Source organism: Corynebacterium pseudopelargi (assembly GCF_003814005.1).
Taxonomy (GTDB): Bacteria; Actinomycetota; Actinomycetes; order Mycobacteriales; family Mycobacteriaceae; genus Corynebacterium; species Corynebacterium pseudopelargi.
In genome coordinates this window covers 1,681,559-1,696,394 of record NZ_CP033898.1, presented here as the reverse complement: position 1 = coordinate 1,696,394, position 14,836 = coordinate 1,681,559, and the positions used below count along the sequence as shown (strand labels likewise).

Annotated in this window: 16 protein-coding genes and 1 tRNA gene; 7 read left to right on the top strand and 10 right to left on the bottom strand. The window is 57.3% G+C overall.

Features of this window, described 5'->3' with window-relative positions; all coding sequences use genetic code 11:
- Positions 1-9 precede the first annotated feature (9 nt).
- The 5 genes from CPPEL_RS07930 to CPPEL_RS07910 all read left to right on the top strand — a co-directional run bounded on the left by CPPEL_RS07930 (position 10) and on the right by CPPEL_RS07910 (position 4,888).
- A complete protein-coding gene (locus CPPEL_RS07930; protein WP_425453779.1) occupies positions 10-885 on the top strand; it encodes an aldo/keto reductase in 876 nt (291 codons plus the stop codon).
- Positions 882-1,643, top strand: a complete 762-nt coding sequence (locus CPPEL_RS07925; protein WP_123960606.1) for an enoyl-CoA hydratase — start codon at positions 882-884, stop codon at positions 1,641-1,643. The genes CPPEL_RS07930 and CPPEL_RS07925 overlap by 4 nt, the downstream gene beginning before the upstream one ends.
- A gap of 369 nt (positions 1,644-2,012) precedes the next feature.
- Complete coding sequence (locus CPPEL_RS07920; RefSeq protein ID WP_123960605.1) at positions 2,013-2,351, top strand: DUF485 domain-containing protein; 339 nt, start codon at positions 2,013-2,015, stop codon at positions 2,349-2,351.
- A gap of 9 nt (positions 2,352-2,360) precedes the next feature.
- Positions 2,361-4,007: a solute symporter family protein gene (locus CPPEL_RS07915; protein ID WP_123960604.1), complete on the top strand. Its 1,647-nt coding sequence runs from the start codon at positions 2,361-2,363 to the stop codon at positions 4,005-4,007.
- Between the two features lie 83 nt (positions 4,008-4,090).
- The gene (locus CPPEL_RS07910) at positions 4,091-4,888 is read left to right on the top strand and encodes a class A beta-lactamase-related serine hydrolase (protein ID WP_245990421.1); all 798 of its coding nucleotides are present in this window, start codon (positions 4,091-4,093) and stop codon (positions 4,886-4,888) included.
- Here CPPEL_RS07910 and CPPEL_RS07905 read toward each other — a convergent pair.
- The 6 genes from CPPEL_RS07905 to CPPEL_RS07880 all read right to left on the bottom strand — a co-directional run bounded on the left by CPPEL_RS07905 (position 4,885) and on the right by CPPEL_RS07880 (position 11,149).
- Complete coding sequence (locus CPPEL_RS07905; RefSeq protein ID WP_123960602.1) at positions 4,885-6,159, bottom strand: cation:proton antiporter; 1,275 nt, start codon at positions 6,157-6,159, stop codon at positions 4,885-4,887. The genes CPPEL_RS07910 and CPPEL_RS07905 overlap by 4 nt on opposite strands.
- Before the next feature lie 24 nt (positions 6,160-6,183).
- The gene (locus tag CPPEL_RS07900; RefSeq protein ID WP_123960601.1) at positions 6,184-7,842 is read right to left on the bottom strand and encodes a hypothetical protein; all 1,659 of its coding nucleotides are present in this window, start codon (positions 7,840-7,842) and stop codon (positions 6,184-6,186) included.
- Between the two features lie 103 nt (positions 7,843-7,945).
- Positions 7,946-9,187, bottom strand: a complete 1,242-nt coding sequence (locus CPPEL_RS07895; protein WP_123960600.1) for an Ig-like domain repeat protein — start codon at positions 9,185-9,187, stop codon at positions 7,946-7,948.
- A complete protein-coding gene (locus CPPEL_RS07890) occupies positions 9,187-9,963 on the bottom strand; it encodes a hypothetical protein (protein WP_123960599.1) in 777 nt (258 codons plus the stop codon). The genes CPPEL_RS07895 and CPPEL_RS07890 overlap by 1 nt, the downstream gene beginning before the upstream one ends.
- A gap of 10 nt (positions 9,964-9,973) precedes the next feature.
- Positions 9,974-10,723, bottom strand: coding sequence for a hypothetical protein (locus tag CPPEL_RS07885; RefSeq protein ID WP_123960598.1), 750 nt, complete (start codon positions 10,721-10,723; stop codon positions 9,974-9,976).
- 353 nt (positions 10,724-11,076) lie between these two features.
- Positions 11,077-11,149: transfer RNA gene (locus tag CPPEL_RS07880), tRNA-Arg, on the bottom strand.
- 182 nt (positions 11,150-11,331) lie between these two features.
- Between CPPEL_RS07880 and CPPEL_RS07875 the strand changes: the two genes are divergently transcribed.
- The gene (locus tag CPPEL_RS07875; RefSeq protein WP_123960597.1) at positions 11,332-11,610 is read left to right on the top strand and encodes a cg0963 family protein; all 279 of its coding nucleotides are present in this window, start codon (positions 11,332-11,334) and stop codon (positions 11,608-11,610) included.
- Positions 11,611-11,614: 4 nt separating this feature from the next.
- Entirely contained in the window at positions 11,615-12,373 is a 759-nt protein-coding gene (cobF, locus tag CPPEL_RS07870; RefSeq protein ID WP_123961286.1) for a precorrin-6A synthase (deacetylating), read from the top strand.
- A gap of 54 nt (positions 12,374-12,427) precedes the next feature.
- Here cobF and CPPEL_RS07865 read toward each other — a convergent pair whose 3' ends face one another.
- From CPPEL_RS07865 to CPPEL_RS07850, 4 genes are read right to left on the bottom strand one after another with little or no spacing between them, the layout of a single operon-like run.
- A complete protein-coding gene (locus tag CPPEL_RS07865; protein WP_123960596.1) occupies positions 12,428-12,685 on the bottom strand; it encodes a mycoredoxin in 258 nt (85 codons plus the stop codon).
- 19 nt (positions 12,686-12,704) lie between these two features.
- Entirely contained in the window at positions 12,705-13,214 is a 510-nt protein-coding gene (locus CPPEL_RS07860; RefSeq protein ID WP_123960595.1) for a dihydrofolate reductase, read from the bottom strand.
- Positions 13,215-13,242: 28 nt separating this feature from the next.
- Complete coding sequence (locus CPPEL_RS07855; protein WP_123960594.1) at positions 13,243-14,046, bottom strand: thymidylate synthase; 804 nt, start codon at positions 14,044-14,046, stop codon at positions 13,243-13,245.
- Between the two features lie 31 nt (positions 14,047-14,077).
- Entirely contained in the window at positions 14,078-14,836 is a 759-nt protein-coding gene (locus CPPEL_RS07850) for a 3'(2'),5'-bisphosphate nucleotidase CysQ (protein ID WP_123960593.1), read from the bottom strand.

Below are 14,836 nucleotides of genomic sequence, written 5' to 3'. Positions count from 1 at the left end.
AGGTGTTCAATGAAAGGCATGAGTCAAGCAGAAGTGAACATTCCAACCGTGAGCCTCAATGATGGTTCCGAGATGCCAGTGCTTGGATTTGGCACTTGGAATTTAGAGGGTGCCGAGTGCATTCGAGCAGTGCGCGAAGCCATCGAGGTGGGTTATCGCCACATTGATACTGCCGCCATTTATAAGAATGAGGAGGCGGTAGGCCAGGCGGTACGTGAAGCGATTGCTGCAGGCGATGTCACAAGAGAAGAGCTGTTCATCACCTCGAAGGTGTGGAATAACCAGCAGGGTGATCAGGAAGTGCAGCAGGCGTTCCAGGCTTCGCTGAAGCGCTTGGACATGGAGTTCATTGATTGCATGATGGTGCACTGGCCTTGGCCGCAGCGAGGCTTGTATGTGGAGTCCTATGAGGCTCTGGCAAAGATCCAAGGTCTTGGCCAGCTTCGTTCCATTGCGGTGGCGAACTTCTACCCCGAGGTATTAGAGGAGATCATCCAGGCCACCGGCATCGCGCCCGTGCTAAACCAGGTGGAGTTGCACCCTGGTTTTTCTCAAGCGCAGTTGCGTGCGGTGCATAAAGAACTCGGTGTGATGACGGAGGCGTGGTCGCCTTTGGGTCGCGGCGATTTGCTCGGCGATCCAAAGATTGTGAGCATCGCAGATGAGCTTGAAAAAACTCCCGCTCAGGTGGTACTTCGCTGGCTTGTGCAGCTCGGTTGCTCTGCTGTGCCGAAGTCTTCGCAGCAGCAACGCCAGTTTGAAAACGCCGACATTTTCAATTTTGAGCTTTCCGACGAACAAATGCAGGCCATCACCAGCATGGATGATGAAGGCGGCAGGCTGTTTCAAAGCCCCTTCGAATTCCCCGGTGAGGTGCGTCAGTGAGCGAACAACTAACCCAGCGCCTTGCAGGCACGCTGCTTGAGCTTCAGCTTGATCGCCCAGAAAAGCGCAATGCGCTCAATGCGCAGTTGTGCCAGGAAATCACTGAGGCCCTGCAGCAGGCGGCACAGGCATATAAACGTGACCGTAGCGTGCGTGCGGTATTGATCAGCGGCGATGAGCGCGCCTTTTGCGCCGGCGCTGATCTAGGTGGGCAGGGCGAAGGCGTATATGGTGATGGCTTTTTGGTGCACTTGCACGCCATGCTCAAAGCTATTGTGCATTTGCCCGTGCCGGTGATTGCCAATGTGCAAGGCCCGGCGGTGGGTGCTGGTACGCAATTGGCCTTGGCCTGCGATTTGCGGGTGGTAGGCGAGCGTGGCTGGTTTAGTATTCCGGCTGCAGCCCTTGGTTTTGCACTCGATGCCTGGACTATTCACCGTGCCAAAGATTTGCTCGGTGGGGCAGTGGCTCGCCAAATGTTGCTTGGTGCCTCACGTATTCAGGCTGATCGCGCGGTAGATCTTGGTTTTGCTCACGGTGGTGATGATCAGGCTGCACGCAATTTTGCCCAGGAGATGACCACCAGGGCGCCACTTGCGGTAGAGCAGCTGAAGAAGGTGCTCAATGCCGACGATGCGGGTTATGAGCTCAGTGCCGCGGCTCAAGAGCTGTTTTCTCAGTGCTGGGCAAGTGAGGACGCCCAGGAGGCTCGTCTTGCGAGGGTAGAAAAGCGCGCCCCTGAGTTTCGGGGCAAGTAGCAGCTTATCTGTCTTTTGTGCACCCGGGCGGCTTGGTCTGCTCGGGTGCTTCGGCTTTTTTTTTGGGGGGGGGGCACGTTGTGCGCTACGCACTGAACCCGCTTTGTTAATTGTTGCTTTGCAAAGTTAGCAAAGGTGGGCTTTTGCTCTTTGCAGGGGTGAAAATGTTTTGGAAACGCTGCAGCTAGAGGCGTTTCGGGGGTGATGTGAAGCTTGCAAACACCCTTTTGCCAAAGATTTACTTTCGATCTAAACGTGAGCCATGTAACTTTCAACAGGAACGTATGCTGTGACGCCGTCCACAAAGCGATGTGGTGTGTATCAAGCTACGAAACAAGCAGATCCGAACAGAAAGCGAGCTCCTTCCTCATGAGTGCAGCACCCCAGCGCCAGCGGCGGCAGCCAAGCGCGCAAGAGTTTCGCGAAATGCAGGCCAGCCCGCAATTTGCCGACCTAAAAAAGACCTACCGGTCTTTCACCTTCCCCATGTCCATTGCCTTTTTCCTTTGGTATTTGGTCTACGTCCTCGCGGCTACATACGCCCCGGACTTCATGGGACACCAGGTATTTGGTCGGGTAAACGTAGGTGTGGTCTTTGGCCTCCTGCAATTCCTCACCACCTTCATCATCACCTGGGTGTATGTGAAGTACGCGAATAAGAACATCGAGCCCAAAGCGGCCGCCATCCGCGAGCAGATGGAAGGCTAGGAAAGCCCAATGAATACTGCATATCTAGCGGCCGACGCGCCGCAAACCGGCAACCCACTTCTCAACATTGCCGTCTTCGTCGCCTTCATCGTGGTCACCATGGCCGTGGTGTTGCGCGCAGGTAAGTCCACCAAAGAAGCCTCCGACTTCTACACCGGCGGCGGCAGCTTCTCCGGGCGTCAAAACGGCCTGGCTATTGCGGGTGACTACCTCTCGGCCGCATCCTTCCTCGGTATCGTCGGCGCGATTGCCTTGAATGGTTACGACGGCTTCCTGTACTCCATCGGCTTCTTCGTTGCATGGCTCGTCGCCCTGCTGCTTGTGGCTGAGCCTCTGCGTAACGTGGGCCGCTTCACCATGGCCGACGTGCTCTCTTTCCGCCTGAAGCAAAAGCCAGTGCGCGTGGCCGCAGCCTTCGGCACCCTGTTCGTGTCGCTGTTCTACCTCATCGCGCAGATGGCCGGCGCTGGTTCGCTGGTATCCGTGCTCCTGGACCTGCACGATAAGACCGCACAGTCCATCGTGGTGGCCGTCGTTGGCGTCATCATGATCATCTACGTGCTGGTCGGTGGCATGAAGGGCACCACCTATGTGCAGATGATCAAAGCCGTGCTGTTGATCCTGTGCGTTGGCATCATGACGGTGCTGGTATTCGTCAGCATCAAGGGCGGTATGTCTGCACTGTTTGATGGCGCAGTCGAAACGCATGCGAACTCCGAGTACATCGCCCAAAAGGGCTACGAGGCACAGGCACTGCTTGAGCCGGGCATGAAGTACGGCAAGAGCGCTACCACCAAGCTCGACTTCATCTCCTTGGCCCTCTCGCTGGTCCTTGGTACCGCAGGTCTGCCGCACGTGCTCATGCGCTTCTACACCGTGCCGACCGCAACCGAGGCTCGTCGCTCCGTGACCTGGGCTATCGTGCTCATCGGTGCCTTCTACCTGATGACCTTGGCTCTGGGCTTCGGTGCCGCCGCTCTGGTTGGCCCCGACACCATCCTTGCAGCACCAGGTGGCGCGAACGCCGCAGCACCGCTGCTCGCACTTGAGCTCTGGGGCCCGCTGTTTATGGCAGCGATCTCCGCAGTGGCCTTCGCAACCGTGCTCGCCGTGGTGGCAGGTCTGGCCATTACCGCCTCCGCATCGGTGGCACACGATATCTACGATGCCGTGCTCCGCGATGGCCAGTCTTCGGAAGAAGAGCAGGTTCGCGTTTCCCGCATCACCGTTGTGGTGATCGGCGTTGCCTCGATCATCCTGGGCATCCTGGCAATGTCGCAGAACGTGGCCTTCCTGGTATCCCTGGCCTTCGCCATCGCCGCTTCGGCCAACCTGCCCACCATCTTGTACTCGCTGTACTGGAAGCGCTTCAACACCACCGGTGCTGTGGCCTCGATGTACACCGGCCTTGTAGCCGCGCTGGTACTGATCGTGTTCTCCCCGGCCGTCTCCGGTACCGAGACCTCGATGTTCCCCAACGTCGATTTCCACTGGTTCCCGCTGAGCAGCCCCGGCATCGTCTCCATCCCGCTGGCATTTATCGCCGGTGTGGTTGGTACCTACGTGGGCAAGCCTGACAATCTGGATGATCTCCAGGCTGAGATGGAAGTTCGCTCGCTCACCGGTGTGGGCGTGGAAGCAGCCGTCGATCACTAAAAAGCACGCACTTCCCCCAACAGGGGAGTGATACCCCGGTCCCGGAATTCTTAATCTGGGACCGGGGTTTTAGTATGTCTGCTATGTCAAAATTCCAGGGTCTTCGTTGGTGGCAGGCCGCGCCGCTAGTTGTAGCAGGTGCGGCGGTGATTGCCATGCCTTTTGCCGCCTTGCGCCCTGGGAGCACCCCGGAACCAGAACACACGGATTTTCACACCGTGATGGCCACGAAGGCCCCGGCTTTCGATGACGCCCCGGAGATCACCCAGCGTTATGATCCCCAAACCAGCCAGCTCACCTACCTCAACTTGCGCACGGGCGAGCACAAGGGCACGGCGAATGAGCGTTTTTCGCGCCCAAGTTTGAGCTTGAGCAAGCTGTATATCGCCCAATACGTTTTCGAGCACGGCGATGATGAGCAGCAGGAATTAGCCACGCAGATGGTGGAGACTTCCGATGATGCTATCGCCGATGAGCTTTTCGACGCCTTCCCGGACTCCATCGATGCCATCGCAGAGCAATACGATCTGGAATCTACTGCCCAAAATGGGCAACGCTGGGGATATTCGGTGACCTCCACCTATGACGTGGTGTACTTCCTGCTGCAATTGTTGCGCGAAGACCCAGATTCGCCTGTGATCCAGGCGATGGTGGAATACGCCCCCAAGGCTGCCGATGGCACTGATCAAAACTTTGGCACCGCAACCCTGCCGGGGGCAGAGGCAAATAAATTTGGGTGGGCAAGCGATGGTAGCTTGCACTCTTCTGTGTCGATCGGGCAAGACTATATCGTGGCTGCCGCGGTGTTCGGTAGCGAAGAAGATCTCAGTGAATTTGTGCAGCGCCAGTTGGGGCAGTACCCCAACGGTGCGAAGGGTTAGGCCTGTTCTTTTTCTAAGGCCTCTTGGCGTTCCTTGGGATCTTCTTCGTCATAATCTTCAGCCGGTTTGACCAGGCTGCCAATCAACGGGAACAGCAGCACGGTGACAGAGCCCGCGGCCACCAAAATGGAGGCGTTTTCGGCGGTCAGCAGCTTGGAGGAAACTGCCACATCGGTCACGGCCACGATAATTGGCAGTGCGGTTGCAGCGTAGAAGCTCAACTGGAAGGCCTCGCGCCAGCCACGTATTTGCGAGCCGGTATTGGAAAAGCGCTCGCGCAAGAGAATTGGCACGCCGCGGGTGATGTAGATCAACGGGATCAACAGCACCAGGAACCAGGGGTTATTCTTCACAGCCTCTGGGTCGATGGCCATGCCGGAGCAGACAAAGAATACGGGGATGAGCAGGCCATAACCTACAACGTCGAGGCGTTGTTCCAAGGGGGTGCGGAATTTCTCTGGCACCATCTGGCGCAGGATCACACCGGCGGCGAATGCGCCGAGCACCACGTCGAGTTCAAAGACTGCGGCCACGGCCATGAGCACGCCAAGCAGCAGCATGACCATGCGCACGATGGTCTGGTTGGTAGACCCAGCGCCGTGGATCATGGCCCTTCGCATCCAGGGCGCAAAAAAGTGCACCGTTTTTGGTACCGCCGCTACTAAGAAGGCCACGGCAAAGAAGGCAAGCAGCACCACTGCGGTAAGCCAGGTGGCGCGGGTAGAAAGCAGGGTTGCCATGGCGATAATGGGTGCGATCTCTCCGATGGCACCGTGGACCATGAGCGAATTGCCCACGGGCTTATCCAGCATGCGCTGTTCTTTCATAATCGGCAGCAAGGTGCCAACGGCGGTGGAGGTAAACGCGATGGCGAGCACCACGGCGGTGGTTGGGCGGCTAAACCCAAGTACTGCATAGGCGCCGATAAAGCTCGACACCATGCAGATTAACCAGGTGATGAGGCCTTGTTTTCCTTCGCGGCCACGCAGGATATTGGGGTTGATTTCAAAGCCTGCGAGCAAGAAGAGCAACCCCAGACCCATCTCTTTGACCAAGTGCACCCCGCCTGCCTCTGAGGCAAGCTCCAGGCCATGCGGGCCGATGATCACACCGAAAGCGATCAGCACCACCACCGCTGGGATGCGTTTGCCGGTGGCGTAGGAAAGGATTGGCCCAAGCAGCGCTACCGCCATGATCCAGGCAAACGACACCAGCGGTTCGGATTCTGGCCCCGCCTCGGCGAGCAGGGTCACTGAAAGGTCTTTCGTCATGCGGTTAGCGTACCGTGGCAGCTCCTAGCTTTTCGACGCCAACCGGGCAACACCACCCGGTGTGCTCAAGGCAATGTCTGCGATAGGGGAGTTGATCACTTCCATTTGCGATGGCACCACTTTGAGATAAACCTGGTGGAATTGCTCGCCGGCCAGGTAGTTGGCTAAGAAGGCTTGAAGTTCTAGGTCGTGTGCAGCGGCTGCCTTTGTTGTGTCAGGCACCTCAAAGGCTGCGGCGTAATTGCGCGGCACGGCCTCGACAAGCCCTGCCGGCCTGGCACCGAATTCGCCTTCACCTGGCAGCATTCTCATGCTCAAGGCGGTACCAAGGCGACCATCCACGGTGTGCAGGATCAGTGGATATACACGCTGGCCGATCCGAAGCTGCACCTCGCGCTTAGGTGAGGCATAGGAGAAGGCGTCAATATCGAGCTGCACTCCGGGGCTTAGCTCTCCTGAGTAGGAGTAAGGACTCGGCGGCGCCAAGGTGTCTGAGGAACGGTCGCTGGGGGAGTTTTCTAACAACGCTGCTTCAAGGGGCGCATCGGTGGGGGTGAAAGACCAGTTGGCGTCGAAAAGCTGCTTGTGCCAATAACCAGTACGGCCCTGATCCCTGCCTTCGACTCTCAGTTCTCGCTGATCAGAGCCTTCTCCGGTGGAGTGAATGGAGATGCGCTGGGTGATTTCTCCAGGGATTTTCGGCTGTGGGTGCCAATCATCGCCAGGCAGGCCAATGGGGGCTGTTCGCGGATCCAGGCGGTGCGTGAGGGCATCGGGGGCTGCAGGGCGTGGATCTTCACCCCAGGTGTAGCGAAACTGGGCGGGGTCGGCGCCTTTGACGTCAAAATCATCAAGGCGGGTAAACATATCGCCATAGCGGTTGATCACAAAGATCTGGGAGCCAGAAGCCGAAATGGATCCGGGGATAAAGCGACCATTGATGGGGCTGCCAACCTCATAGGAATAATCGCGGGCGAGCCAAGGATCGAGGCTATAGATGCGCGAACCATCTAGGGCAAGCACCTGGGTGACCTTGGCAAGCGAGATCGGCTGCTGCTTGCCATCGGGGGTGTCATAGACGCGGTCGGTGCGATTGCCGATGATGCTCAGCGACCACTGATACGGCGTGGTGCTTGGCGATTGCAAACCAGGGCCAAACCAAAATGGACCACCCCAGGCGCGGATCCAACCCCAACGATTGGGACTTGAAAGCAAATTGGAGGCCGTATAAATCCAGCCAGCCTGATCCAGGGCAACCAGGGCGTCTTCGTTGATGGAGATGCCGATGATCTGGCCATCAATGCACTCCGGTGTAGGCATCACCCGCCAGGTGGCATCGCCGATATTGCGCACATAGATATGCCCATCGCGCAATGCAGCTTCAATTTTGCGGTTAAACCCCTGGGCGTTATCGCGGAAATCAATGCGCTGGGGCAGATCTTGGCGCTCGGCTACCTCGAGAGCCTCATAGCCCTCATTGCCAAAATCCGGGGCTTGAAGCCCGAGCGGAAACTGCCCATTGCCCTTGGTTATATCCCCGGAGTAGGGAACACAGGCGGCAGGACCTGGAGAATCGGCAATCACTGGCTGCTGAGAATCCGGTGCTGCCAGGGCAACTGGGCTGATCACTGCAGTGCTCAGTAGCGCTGCAATCGGCAAGGCAAGATAGCGGTAGCGGGACAAAGCGCACTCCTTTGGGCACATCGAGGGGTTGCCACAAAGTGTAAACCTCCAGGTAAGAACCTGGAGGTTAAAAGCAAGGGGTGTAAAGCCAAGGGGCGTGTGCTTAAGCGCTGCCGAGAGAAACCCAAGTGTTTGGATCAAAGAGGCGCTTGAAAAAGTCCTGGATGCCAAAACCGATCTTGCGAAGCACCTGCAAGAAGCTTTCCAACGCATGAGGGTTGCCCTCTGCAACGTCGCCAACGAGGGTGGCTACCTCACCTTGGACACCATCGATCTTCTCGGTGACCGCAACGCCGCGCTCCTTACCCGCGGGAAGGTAGCCGAGGTTGCAGCTAAAGTTGCCGTCTTCATCCGCGGTGGCAACACAGCGATTACCACCGGGAGCCAAAGCCTCAACCACCGCGCCGGGGGTGGCCTTACCACTGACGATGGTGTGCACCTGATCGTTCAATTTCTCCTCGGTGAAGGTGAGATCTTGAGGCTGCTTCGGCACTGCACTTAAGACCTTGACCTTATAAGCCTCAGACTCCGAAGCGGCGATAGCGTCGGTGCCGCCAAAGCGTGCCTTCACGCTCTTTTCACCCAGGCTTGCAGGCTTCCATTTGCAGGTGGCGAAGCCTTCGGCATTCAGGTTTGCGCTACACAGCGTTTCCGAACCGGCTTCAAAGCGAATCTCTTGGCCTTGAAGTGTGGCGGCATCGTCTGCTTGCACCGTGGCGATCAGCGGGGTTTCCACACCAATGGCCACGTACTCAGGCAGGGGGCTCAGGGTAGTGGTGCTGGCAGTTTTGATCTTGGCAACCACCTGCGCTGCGGGGCCGCCGTTGAATTTGCTGGCTGGGTAGTCTTTGTTGGTTTTGCTACCCCAAAAAAATCCGTCGTACTCATAGCTAAAACCAGATTCCAAGGTCTGCTCGCTGGCACAGGCTTGCGTGACTCGGTAGCTCAACTGGAATGTATGTGGCTGATCAGCAGAGTAGGTCCACTTGCCATTGGGGGCACTGATGGTGGTGCTACCCGAGGTGGCCTTCACCTGCGCGGCCTCGATATTTTGTGTCTGATCTGCAATGTTCAGCTTGGCACTACCAGGAACATACTCCAGGCAGGAGTTCACCTTATTGATCCAGGAGTAGATCGCATCGGTGCGAGCCCTGCGCTCAAAGCTTTGGGTGTAGGTGAGGGTTTGACCGACTGTGACCTCGCTGGAGCTCACGCTGCGGTTGAAGATGGAGTCGCGATCCCTATGGCTTGCCTCAACGCCAGCGGCGTGGGCTACGGGGGTGATCAAGGCGCTCGCGGCGATGCTCATGGCCGCGGCAGTTGCGAAGAAAGCACGTTTTGACATTAGGCTTCATCCTCTCCATTGGTGCTTGCTGCAGCAGGTGGCTCGTTTTCAGGCTTGGCAGGCAGCTTGGGAAGCGAAGATGATCCCAAGAACTTTGCTGGGCTGCCGCCTTCATAGCCGGTGAAGACGTGCGGCTGCTTGCTCTCGCTTGGGGTGCACATTAAAAAGGCAGCGGCCTGGAAATCGGTGCGAGCGCCCTTGGCAGGGGCAGGCAACGCCGCTTCAAACTCCACGGTTTCACCAGCAGGAATAGTGAACTTCTTAATCAGCCCAACATGGCCTGCCATGCGGGCATCCGAATACTCTTTGGCAATGGTGTTGCGGATGCCATTGGCCTGACCAAGCAACGGGCCAGAACCCTGCAGTGCGCCCTGAGAGGATCCAAGGTCAAGGGTGCCCAGGTTGAGCTGGCCGAAGATGGGAAGCTCCGGGCTTTTCACCGGCAGCTCAGGGGCAACGCGGTAGAGGTGTGCTTGGTAGTAGGCAGCAGATTTTGCCACAAGCTCTGCTGGGGCAACATCGCCTGCGGTTGCGTCGGTGCCTTTTGCACCAGCGCACACGAAGGTCTCTTCGGAGGTGTTTCGTACCTTGCCGGAAATAGCGGTGGCTGCTGCGTCGGCGGGATCGACTGTGACTTCAAGCGCAGTGCTATCGGTGATCACCACCTCGGCGGTGGTTTCTGCGCCGGGAACAACATTGGCAGCATGAGCCGGTAGCGCCAAAGCGCCCAAGCTCAAGGCGGCGGCAACGCTGGTGAATCGGGTGAAAGATTTCATCTGAGCCGTCCTACTTTCGGTTCGAAGAGCCGTTGATTGCTGGGTTGCTTGCAGAGCTCAGGCCTGACCACATGGGGTTTACGCCCGGCTCATAGCCTGCAAAGACATAGGCCTGCTGATCTTCTACATCGGTGCAATACAGCAAGACGCCAGCATCAAAGTCGGTGCGAGGGCCATGGCCTGGGGTGTTGAGCTTGACGGTGATCTCCTTGGTGCTAGATGCATCCAAGGTAAAAGGAGCGATCTCACCGGTGTGGCCGGCGATGCGTGCGCGATCCCACTGGCGCGAAAGCTCGGCACGCGCTGCAGTCTCGGCGCCGAAGATTCGGCCGGAGCTTCCCTCTGGCACGTATTGCAGGAAGATATCGGTGGGGATCACACCGATTACTGGCACATTCTTGCCGTCCTTGGGCAGGAATGGTTGTGCTCGGTAGTAATTCATCGAGTCGTTGATGATGCGCGCTTCGCTGAGCACATTCGGCAGCTTCTCGGGAGTTGCTGGGTCGGTAGATGTGCCGGGGGCGAAGCACTCGAAGGCGTGATCGTAGTTGTTTTTCACCGTTACTTTTGCGGAGTCTTCGGTGCTGAAAGGTTCAACTTCTACGCGCACGTGCGGGCTATCGCTGATGACCACGGTGCCTTCGGTGGAAGCGCCGGGGAGTTGGGACACCAGGTTTTCTTCTGCTTGGGCGGGCTGCTGGATCATGGCGGCCGCAAGGCCGAGGGTGCTCAACGCAATGATTGCGCGCTTGAAGCTCATCTTTTACCTCTCAAGTCACAGGAGTTCACTTCTGTCACAGTATTTCATGTTGGAAAAGGAAAGGGCAATTGGAAAGGTGCTTGATCAACAAAGCGGGTGTAACCCCCATTCTGAGGCAGGCACTTGACTGAGAGATATCCGTATGAACACAGATGTGAAGTGGCGCTATGCCAAAGGAGATCCCTGGTAACACCACATCGTGGCACGCATCCAATGCTTGAAGTGGGCTCGCTATATCTCGCTATATAAGAGAAAAAGAGCACCAAAGAAACCGAAAGAGATGCGCAGCGCTATTCAGCACGGCCCTGAGCCATCGTGGTGGTGTGCTTGCGGTGGCAGCAAAAAAGAAAAAGCGCCCCAGGTAGGAATCGAACCTACGACACCGGCTTTAGGAGAGCCGTGCTCTATCCACTGAGCTACTGGGGCAGTACCAATGCGAAGAATTTGAGAATCTCATCGGCGGAGAACATGCTACCGCAATATAGGGGCATCGCTGTAATTCGCTGCAAGGGAAGTTAGTGAAATTTAACCATCCTGCTTACAAACTGCTTTTGAGGGAATAAGCTAGAGCTACTACCTACCACCCGTGATACAAGGAGTGTTTTGCAATGAGCAACGTTCACCCAATTTTCCACGATGTCCAGCGTCGCCCTGTGGTGGCCAACGTCAAGATGGAAGGCGATAGCCTGATCCTTGCCCTCGATGAGCTCGGAGAAGACGGCAGCCTCACCCGTCTGCTCACTCTGAATAAGTTTGACGCCAAGCAGCTTTCAGCAGTGTGCGACCGTTACCTGCACCAGCAGAACTCCCTGTCCTACGCCAACGTCAACACCTTGCTCACCGAGGTAGACCGCGCAGAACTCTACGGTGATGACGACGACGAATAAGCCGATGCGCACCATCTACGTCATTGGTATTGGCGCTGGTGATCCGGAGCTTTTAACGCTTAAAGCCATCCGGGCGCTCCAACGCGTTGATGTCGTAGTGGCCTTGGATAAAGGTGACGCCAAAAACGATCTGCTCGCGCTGCGCGAACAGATCGTTCGTGCTCACGCACCCAACTTGCCAATTGTCACGGTGGAAGATCCCCCAAGGGATCGCAACCCGGAGAACTATCGTGCAGAAGTGCGCCGCTGGCATGCCGAACGCGCTCGCCTTTTGGCACAGGCCATCCGCGAGCACAGCACCGATAGCGTGGCGTTCCTTGTGTGGGGTGATCCCTCGCTCTACGACTCCACGTTGAGGATTATCGAGCGGATGCAGCGCCACGAGGGACTTGAATCCACAGTAGAAGTAATCCCCGGTGTGACGGCAATCCAGTTGCTCACGGCAGAACACAAGATGCTGCTCAATCGTATCGGAGAAGACATCCACGTCACCACCGCGCGCAACCTTGCCAAAGCATCGCCGAAGGATCGCCGCAACTGCGTGGTCATGCTCGACGGTGGAGCAGGCTGGCTCGATGGGCCAACCCACAACACCTATATGTGGTGGGGCGCCTACTTGGGCACCGAGCACCAGGTGCTGCGCGAAGGCTATATCTGCGACATTGGCGAGCAAGTAGCAGAGCTGAAACAGCAACTGCGCGCCGAACACGGTTGGATTATGGATATATATCTGCTTCGGGAACTCGAAGAAGACGCCCCGTAGCCTGAGCAGAAAAGCAAAAAAGCGCCCATCAGGGCGCTTTTTCTTTGGTGTTGTCTAGCCTTGGAGTTCTTCGAGCTTGCGGCGAACCTCAGAGGCAGCAGGGTTGGTGGCGGTGGTGCCATCGGAGTACTTCACGGTAGGTACGATGCGGTCACCGTTATTGACCGACTTCACCCATTCCGAGGCCTGCTCATCGGCTTCTACGTCTACCAGTGCATAAGGGGTTTCGGTGCGATCAAGCGCCTTGCGGAGGCGCTGGCAAAAAGGGCACCAGTCGGCGGCGTAAATAGTGACATGTTGTTCGTTGCTCATGTCTTACCATCGTGGTGATTTATTGCTTGCGGCGCAAGTGCTTGATGCGAAAGCGCACCGGATGCTGCTGCCCATCGGCGCCAAGCACCCAGCCGCGAGAGTCCTGCCACTGGCCTGAACACACGAGTTCGAAGTCTTCCACCGTGGGGGCACAGACGGCCCTATCACCCAAAACGGGGCCAAGCTGTGCATCCACCTCGGTAATTACTACCTCGGAGCACAAGGGCAGTGTTTGGGCGTAGACGCTGCCACCGCCGATCACCCAGGCGTCGAAAAGCTTTGGAAGCTGCCCAATCACCTCGGCTCCCTTGGACCAATCGCCAGGCGTGCGAGAAGATAACACGAGATTTTCCCGGCCGGGAAGGGGTCGAAAACGCGGGGGAATGGACTCCCAGGTGCTGCGCCCCATCAACACTGGCTCGCCGTTGGTGGTGCGTTTGAAGTGGGCGAGGTCTTCAGGAATATGCCAGGGCATATCCTTGCCATCGCCGATCACACCATCGATCGATTGCGCCCAAATCGCTTTCATCGTCACCGTCTTTTACACAGCCACCGTTTTACACAGCCACCTGGCCGCGAATCACGGGGTGCGGATCGTAGCCGATGATTTCAACATCCTCGAAGGTGTAATCGTTGATGCTTGCAGCCTTGTGCAATTTCAGTTGCGGATAGGGCCTGGGCTCGCGTGAAAGCTGCAGTTGTACCTGCTCACGGTGGTTATCGTAAATGTGGCAATCGCCACCAGTCCAGATGAATTCACCCACCTCAAGGCCGGTTTGCTGGGCCAGCATGTGGGTAAGCAGCGAGTAGCTGGCGATATTAAAAGGCACCCCAAGGAACATATCGGCGCTGCGCTGATAGAGCTGCACCGAGAGCTTGCCATCGGCAACATACATCTGGAACATCATGTGGCACGGCGGCAAAGCCATATTGTGCAGCTCGGAAACATTCCAGGCGCTTACGATATTGCGGCGCGAATCGGGATTGTTTTTGAGCACGTCGATGGCATTCAAAATCTGGTCGATGTGCTGGCCATCCGGGGTGGGCCAAGAGCGCCACTGCACGCCGTAGATCGGGCCGAGATCGCCGTGCTCATCGGCCCATTCATCCCAAATACTCACGCCGTGTTCGTGGAGGAACTCCACATTGGAATCGCCGCGCAAAAACCACAAAAGCTCGCCGATCACCGATTTCATGTGCACCTTTTTGGTGGTGATCAGCGGAAAGCACTCCTGCAAATTAAAACGCATCTGGGCACCGAACAGGCTTTGCGTTCCGGTGCCAGTGCGATCGTCTTTGTGGGTACCTTCGGCAAGAATTTTGCGCAGGAGGTCCTCATAGGGCGTTGGGATGGCGGTCATGCCCCCTAGCCTAATAGAGGCACCCCACGCTCTAGTAAGAACCGTGCTCTTCGCGGAATTCAGCCAGCATCCGCAAAATATCCTCGGCAAGTTCCTTACGGCAGATCAGCACATCCGGTAAGTAAGTGTCTTTGTTGTTATACGTCAGTGGGCTGCCGTCTAAGCGCGAGCAGTGCAAGCCCGCTGCAAGGCTTACGCCCACCGGCGCTGCGGAGTCCCACTCATATTGGCCACCGGCGTGGATATAGGCGTCATAATCGCCCAAGAGCACGTGCATGGCCTTCGCGCCGGCAGAACCCATTGGTTCAGTTTCAAATCCGAGCTGCTGGGCAATGTATTCCGCCACCGCCGGAGGACGATTGTGTGAAACGGCAATGCGCTTGGCATACGGCCCGCTCACCGCGCGGGAATCGGCGGTGGTAAACACCACGCCCAAGTCGGGCAAGCCCACGGCAGCATGGGTGGGGTGGCCGTTTTCTACCAGCGCAATATGCACCGCCCAGTCCTGCCTACCGGTAGCAAATTCCTTGGTGCCATCGAGCGGGTCGACGATCCACACACGTTCTTTGCCAAGGCGCTCGGGGTTATCGGCGGCTTCTTCTGAGAGGAATCCATCATCTGGTCGGTGTTGCTCCAACACGCGTGCAATCCAGTTTTGGGCGAGATCATCACCTGCATCGCCCAGGCTGCGCCCCCGCAGCACGCCGACATTGCGCACGCCTTTGAGCACCTCGCCGGTGCCTTGGGCGAGACGTCGGGTTAAGGTCTCATCATCAAAGTGAGCAGTCAT

What these genes read in the sequence shown, in the direction of transcription:
- CPPEL_RS07930 (WP_425453779.1), top strand. Translation starts at nt 10, where the DNA reads ATGAAAGGCATGAGTCAAGCAGAAGTGAACATTCCAACCGTGAGCCTC.
- CPPEL_RS07920 (WP_123960605.1), top strand. Translation starts at nt 2,013, where the DNA reads ATGAGTGCAGCACCCCAGCGCCAGCGGCGGCAGCCAAGCGCGCAAGAG.
- CPPEL_RS07915 (WP_123960604.1), top strand. Translation starts at nt 2,361, where the DNA reads ATGAATACTGCATATCTAGCGGCCGACGCGCCGCAAACCGGCAACCCA.
- CPPEL_RS07910 (WP_245990421.1), top strand. Translation starts at nt 4,091, where the DNA reads ATGTCAAAATTCCAGGGTCTTCGTTGGTGGCAGGCCGCGCCGCTAGTT.
- CPPEL_RS07905 (WP_123960602.1), bottom strand. Translation starts at nt 6,159, where the DNA reads ATGACGAAAGACCTTTCAGTGACCCTGCTCGCCGAGGCGGGGCCAGAA.
- CPPEL_RS07895 (WP_123960600.1), bottom strand. Translation starts at nt 9,187, where the DNA reads ATGTCAAAACGTGCTTTCTTCGCAACTGCCGCGGCCATGAGCATCGCC.
- CPPEL_RS07890 (WP_123960599.1), bottom strand. Translation starts at nt 9,963, where the DNA reads ATGAAATCTTTCACCCGATTCACCAGCGTTGCCGCCGCCTTGAGCTTG.
- CPPEL_RS07885 (WP_123960598.1), bottom strand. Translation starts at nt 10,723, where the DNA reads ATGAGCTTCAAGCGCGCAATCATTGCGTTGAGCACCCTCGGCCTTGCG.
- CPPEL_RS07875 (WP_123960597.1), top strand. Translation starts at nt 11,332, where the DNA reads ATGAGCAACGTTCACCCAATTTTCCACGATGTCCAGCGTCGCCCTGTG.
- cobF (WP_123961286.1), top strand. Translation starts at nt 11,615, where the DNA reads ATGCGCACCATCTACGTCATTGGTATTGGCGCTGGTGATCCGGAGCTT.
- CPPEL_RS07865 (WP_123960596.1), bottom strand. Translation starts at nt 12,685, where the DNA reads ATGAGCAACGAACAACATGTCACTATTTACGCCGCCGACTGGTGCCCT.
- CPPEL_RS07860 (WP_123960595.1), bottom strand. Translation starts at nt 13,214, where the DNA reads ATGAAAGCGATTTGGGCGCAATCGATCGATGGTGTGATCGGCGATGGC.
- CPPEL_RS07855 (WP_123960594.1), bottom strand. Translation starts at nt 14,046, where the DNA reads ATGACCGCCATCCCAACGCCCTATGAGGACCTCCTGCGCAAAATTCTT.
- CPPEL_RS07850 (WP_123960593.1), bottom strand. Translation starts at nt 14,836, where the DNA reads ATGACTGCTCACTTTGATGATGAGACCTTAACCCGACGTCTCGCCCAA.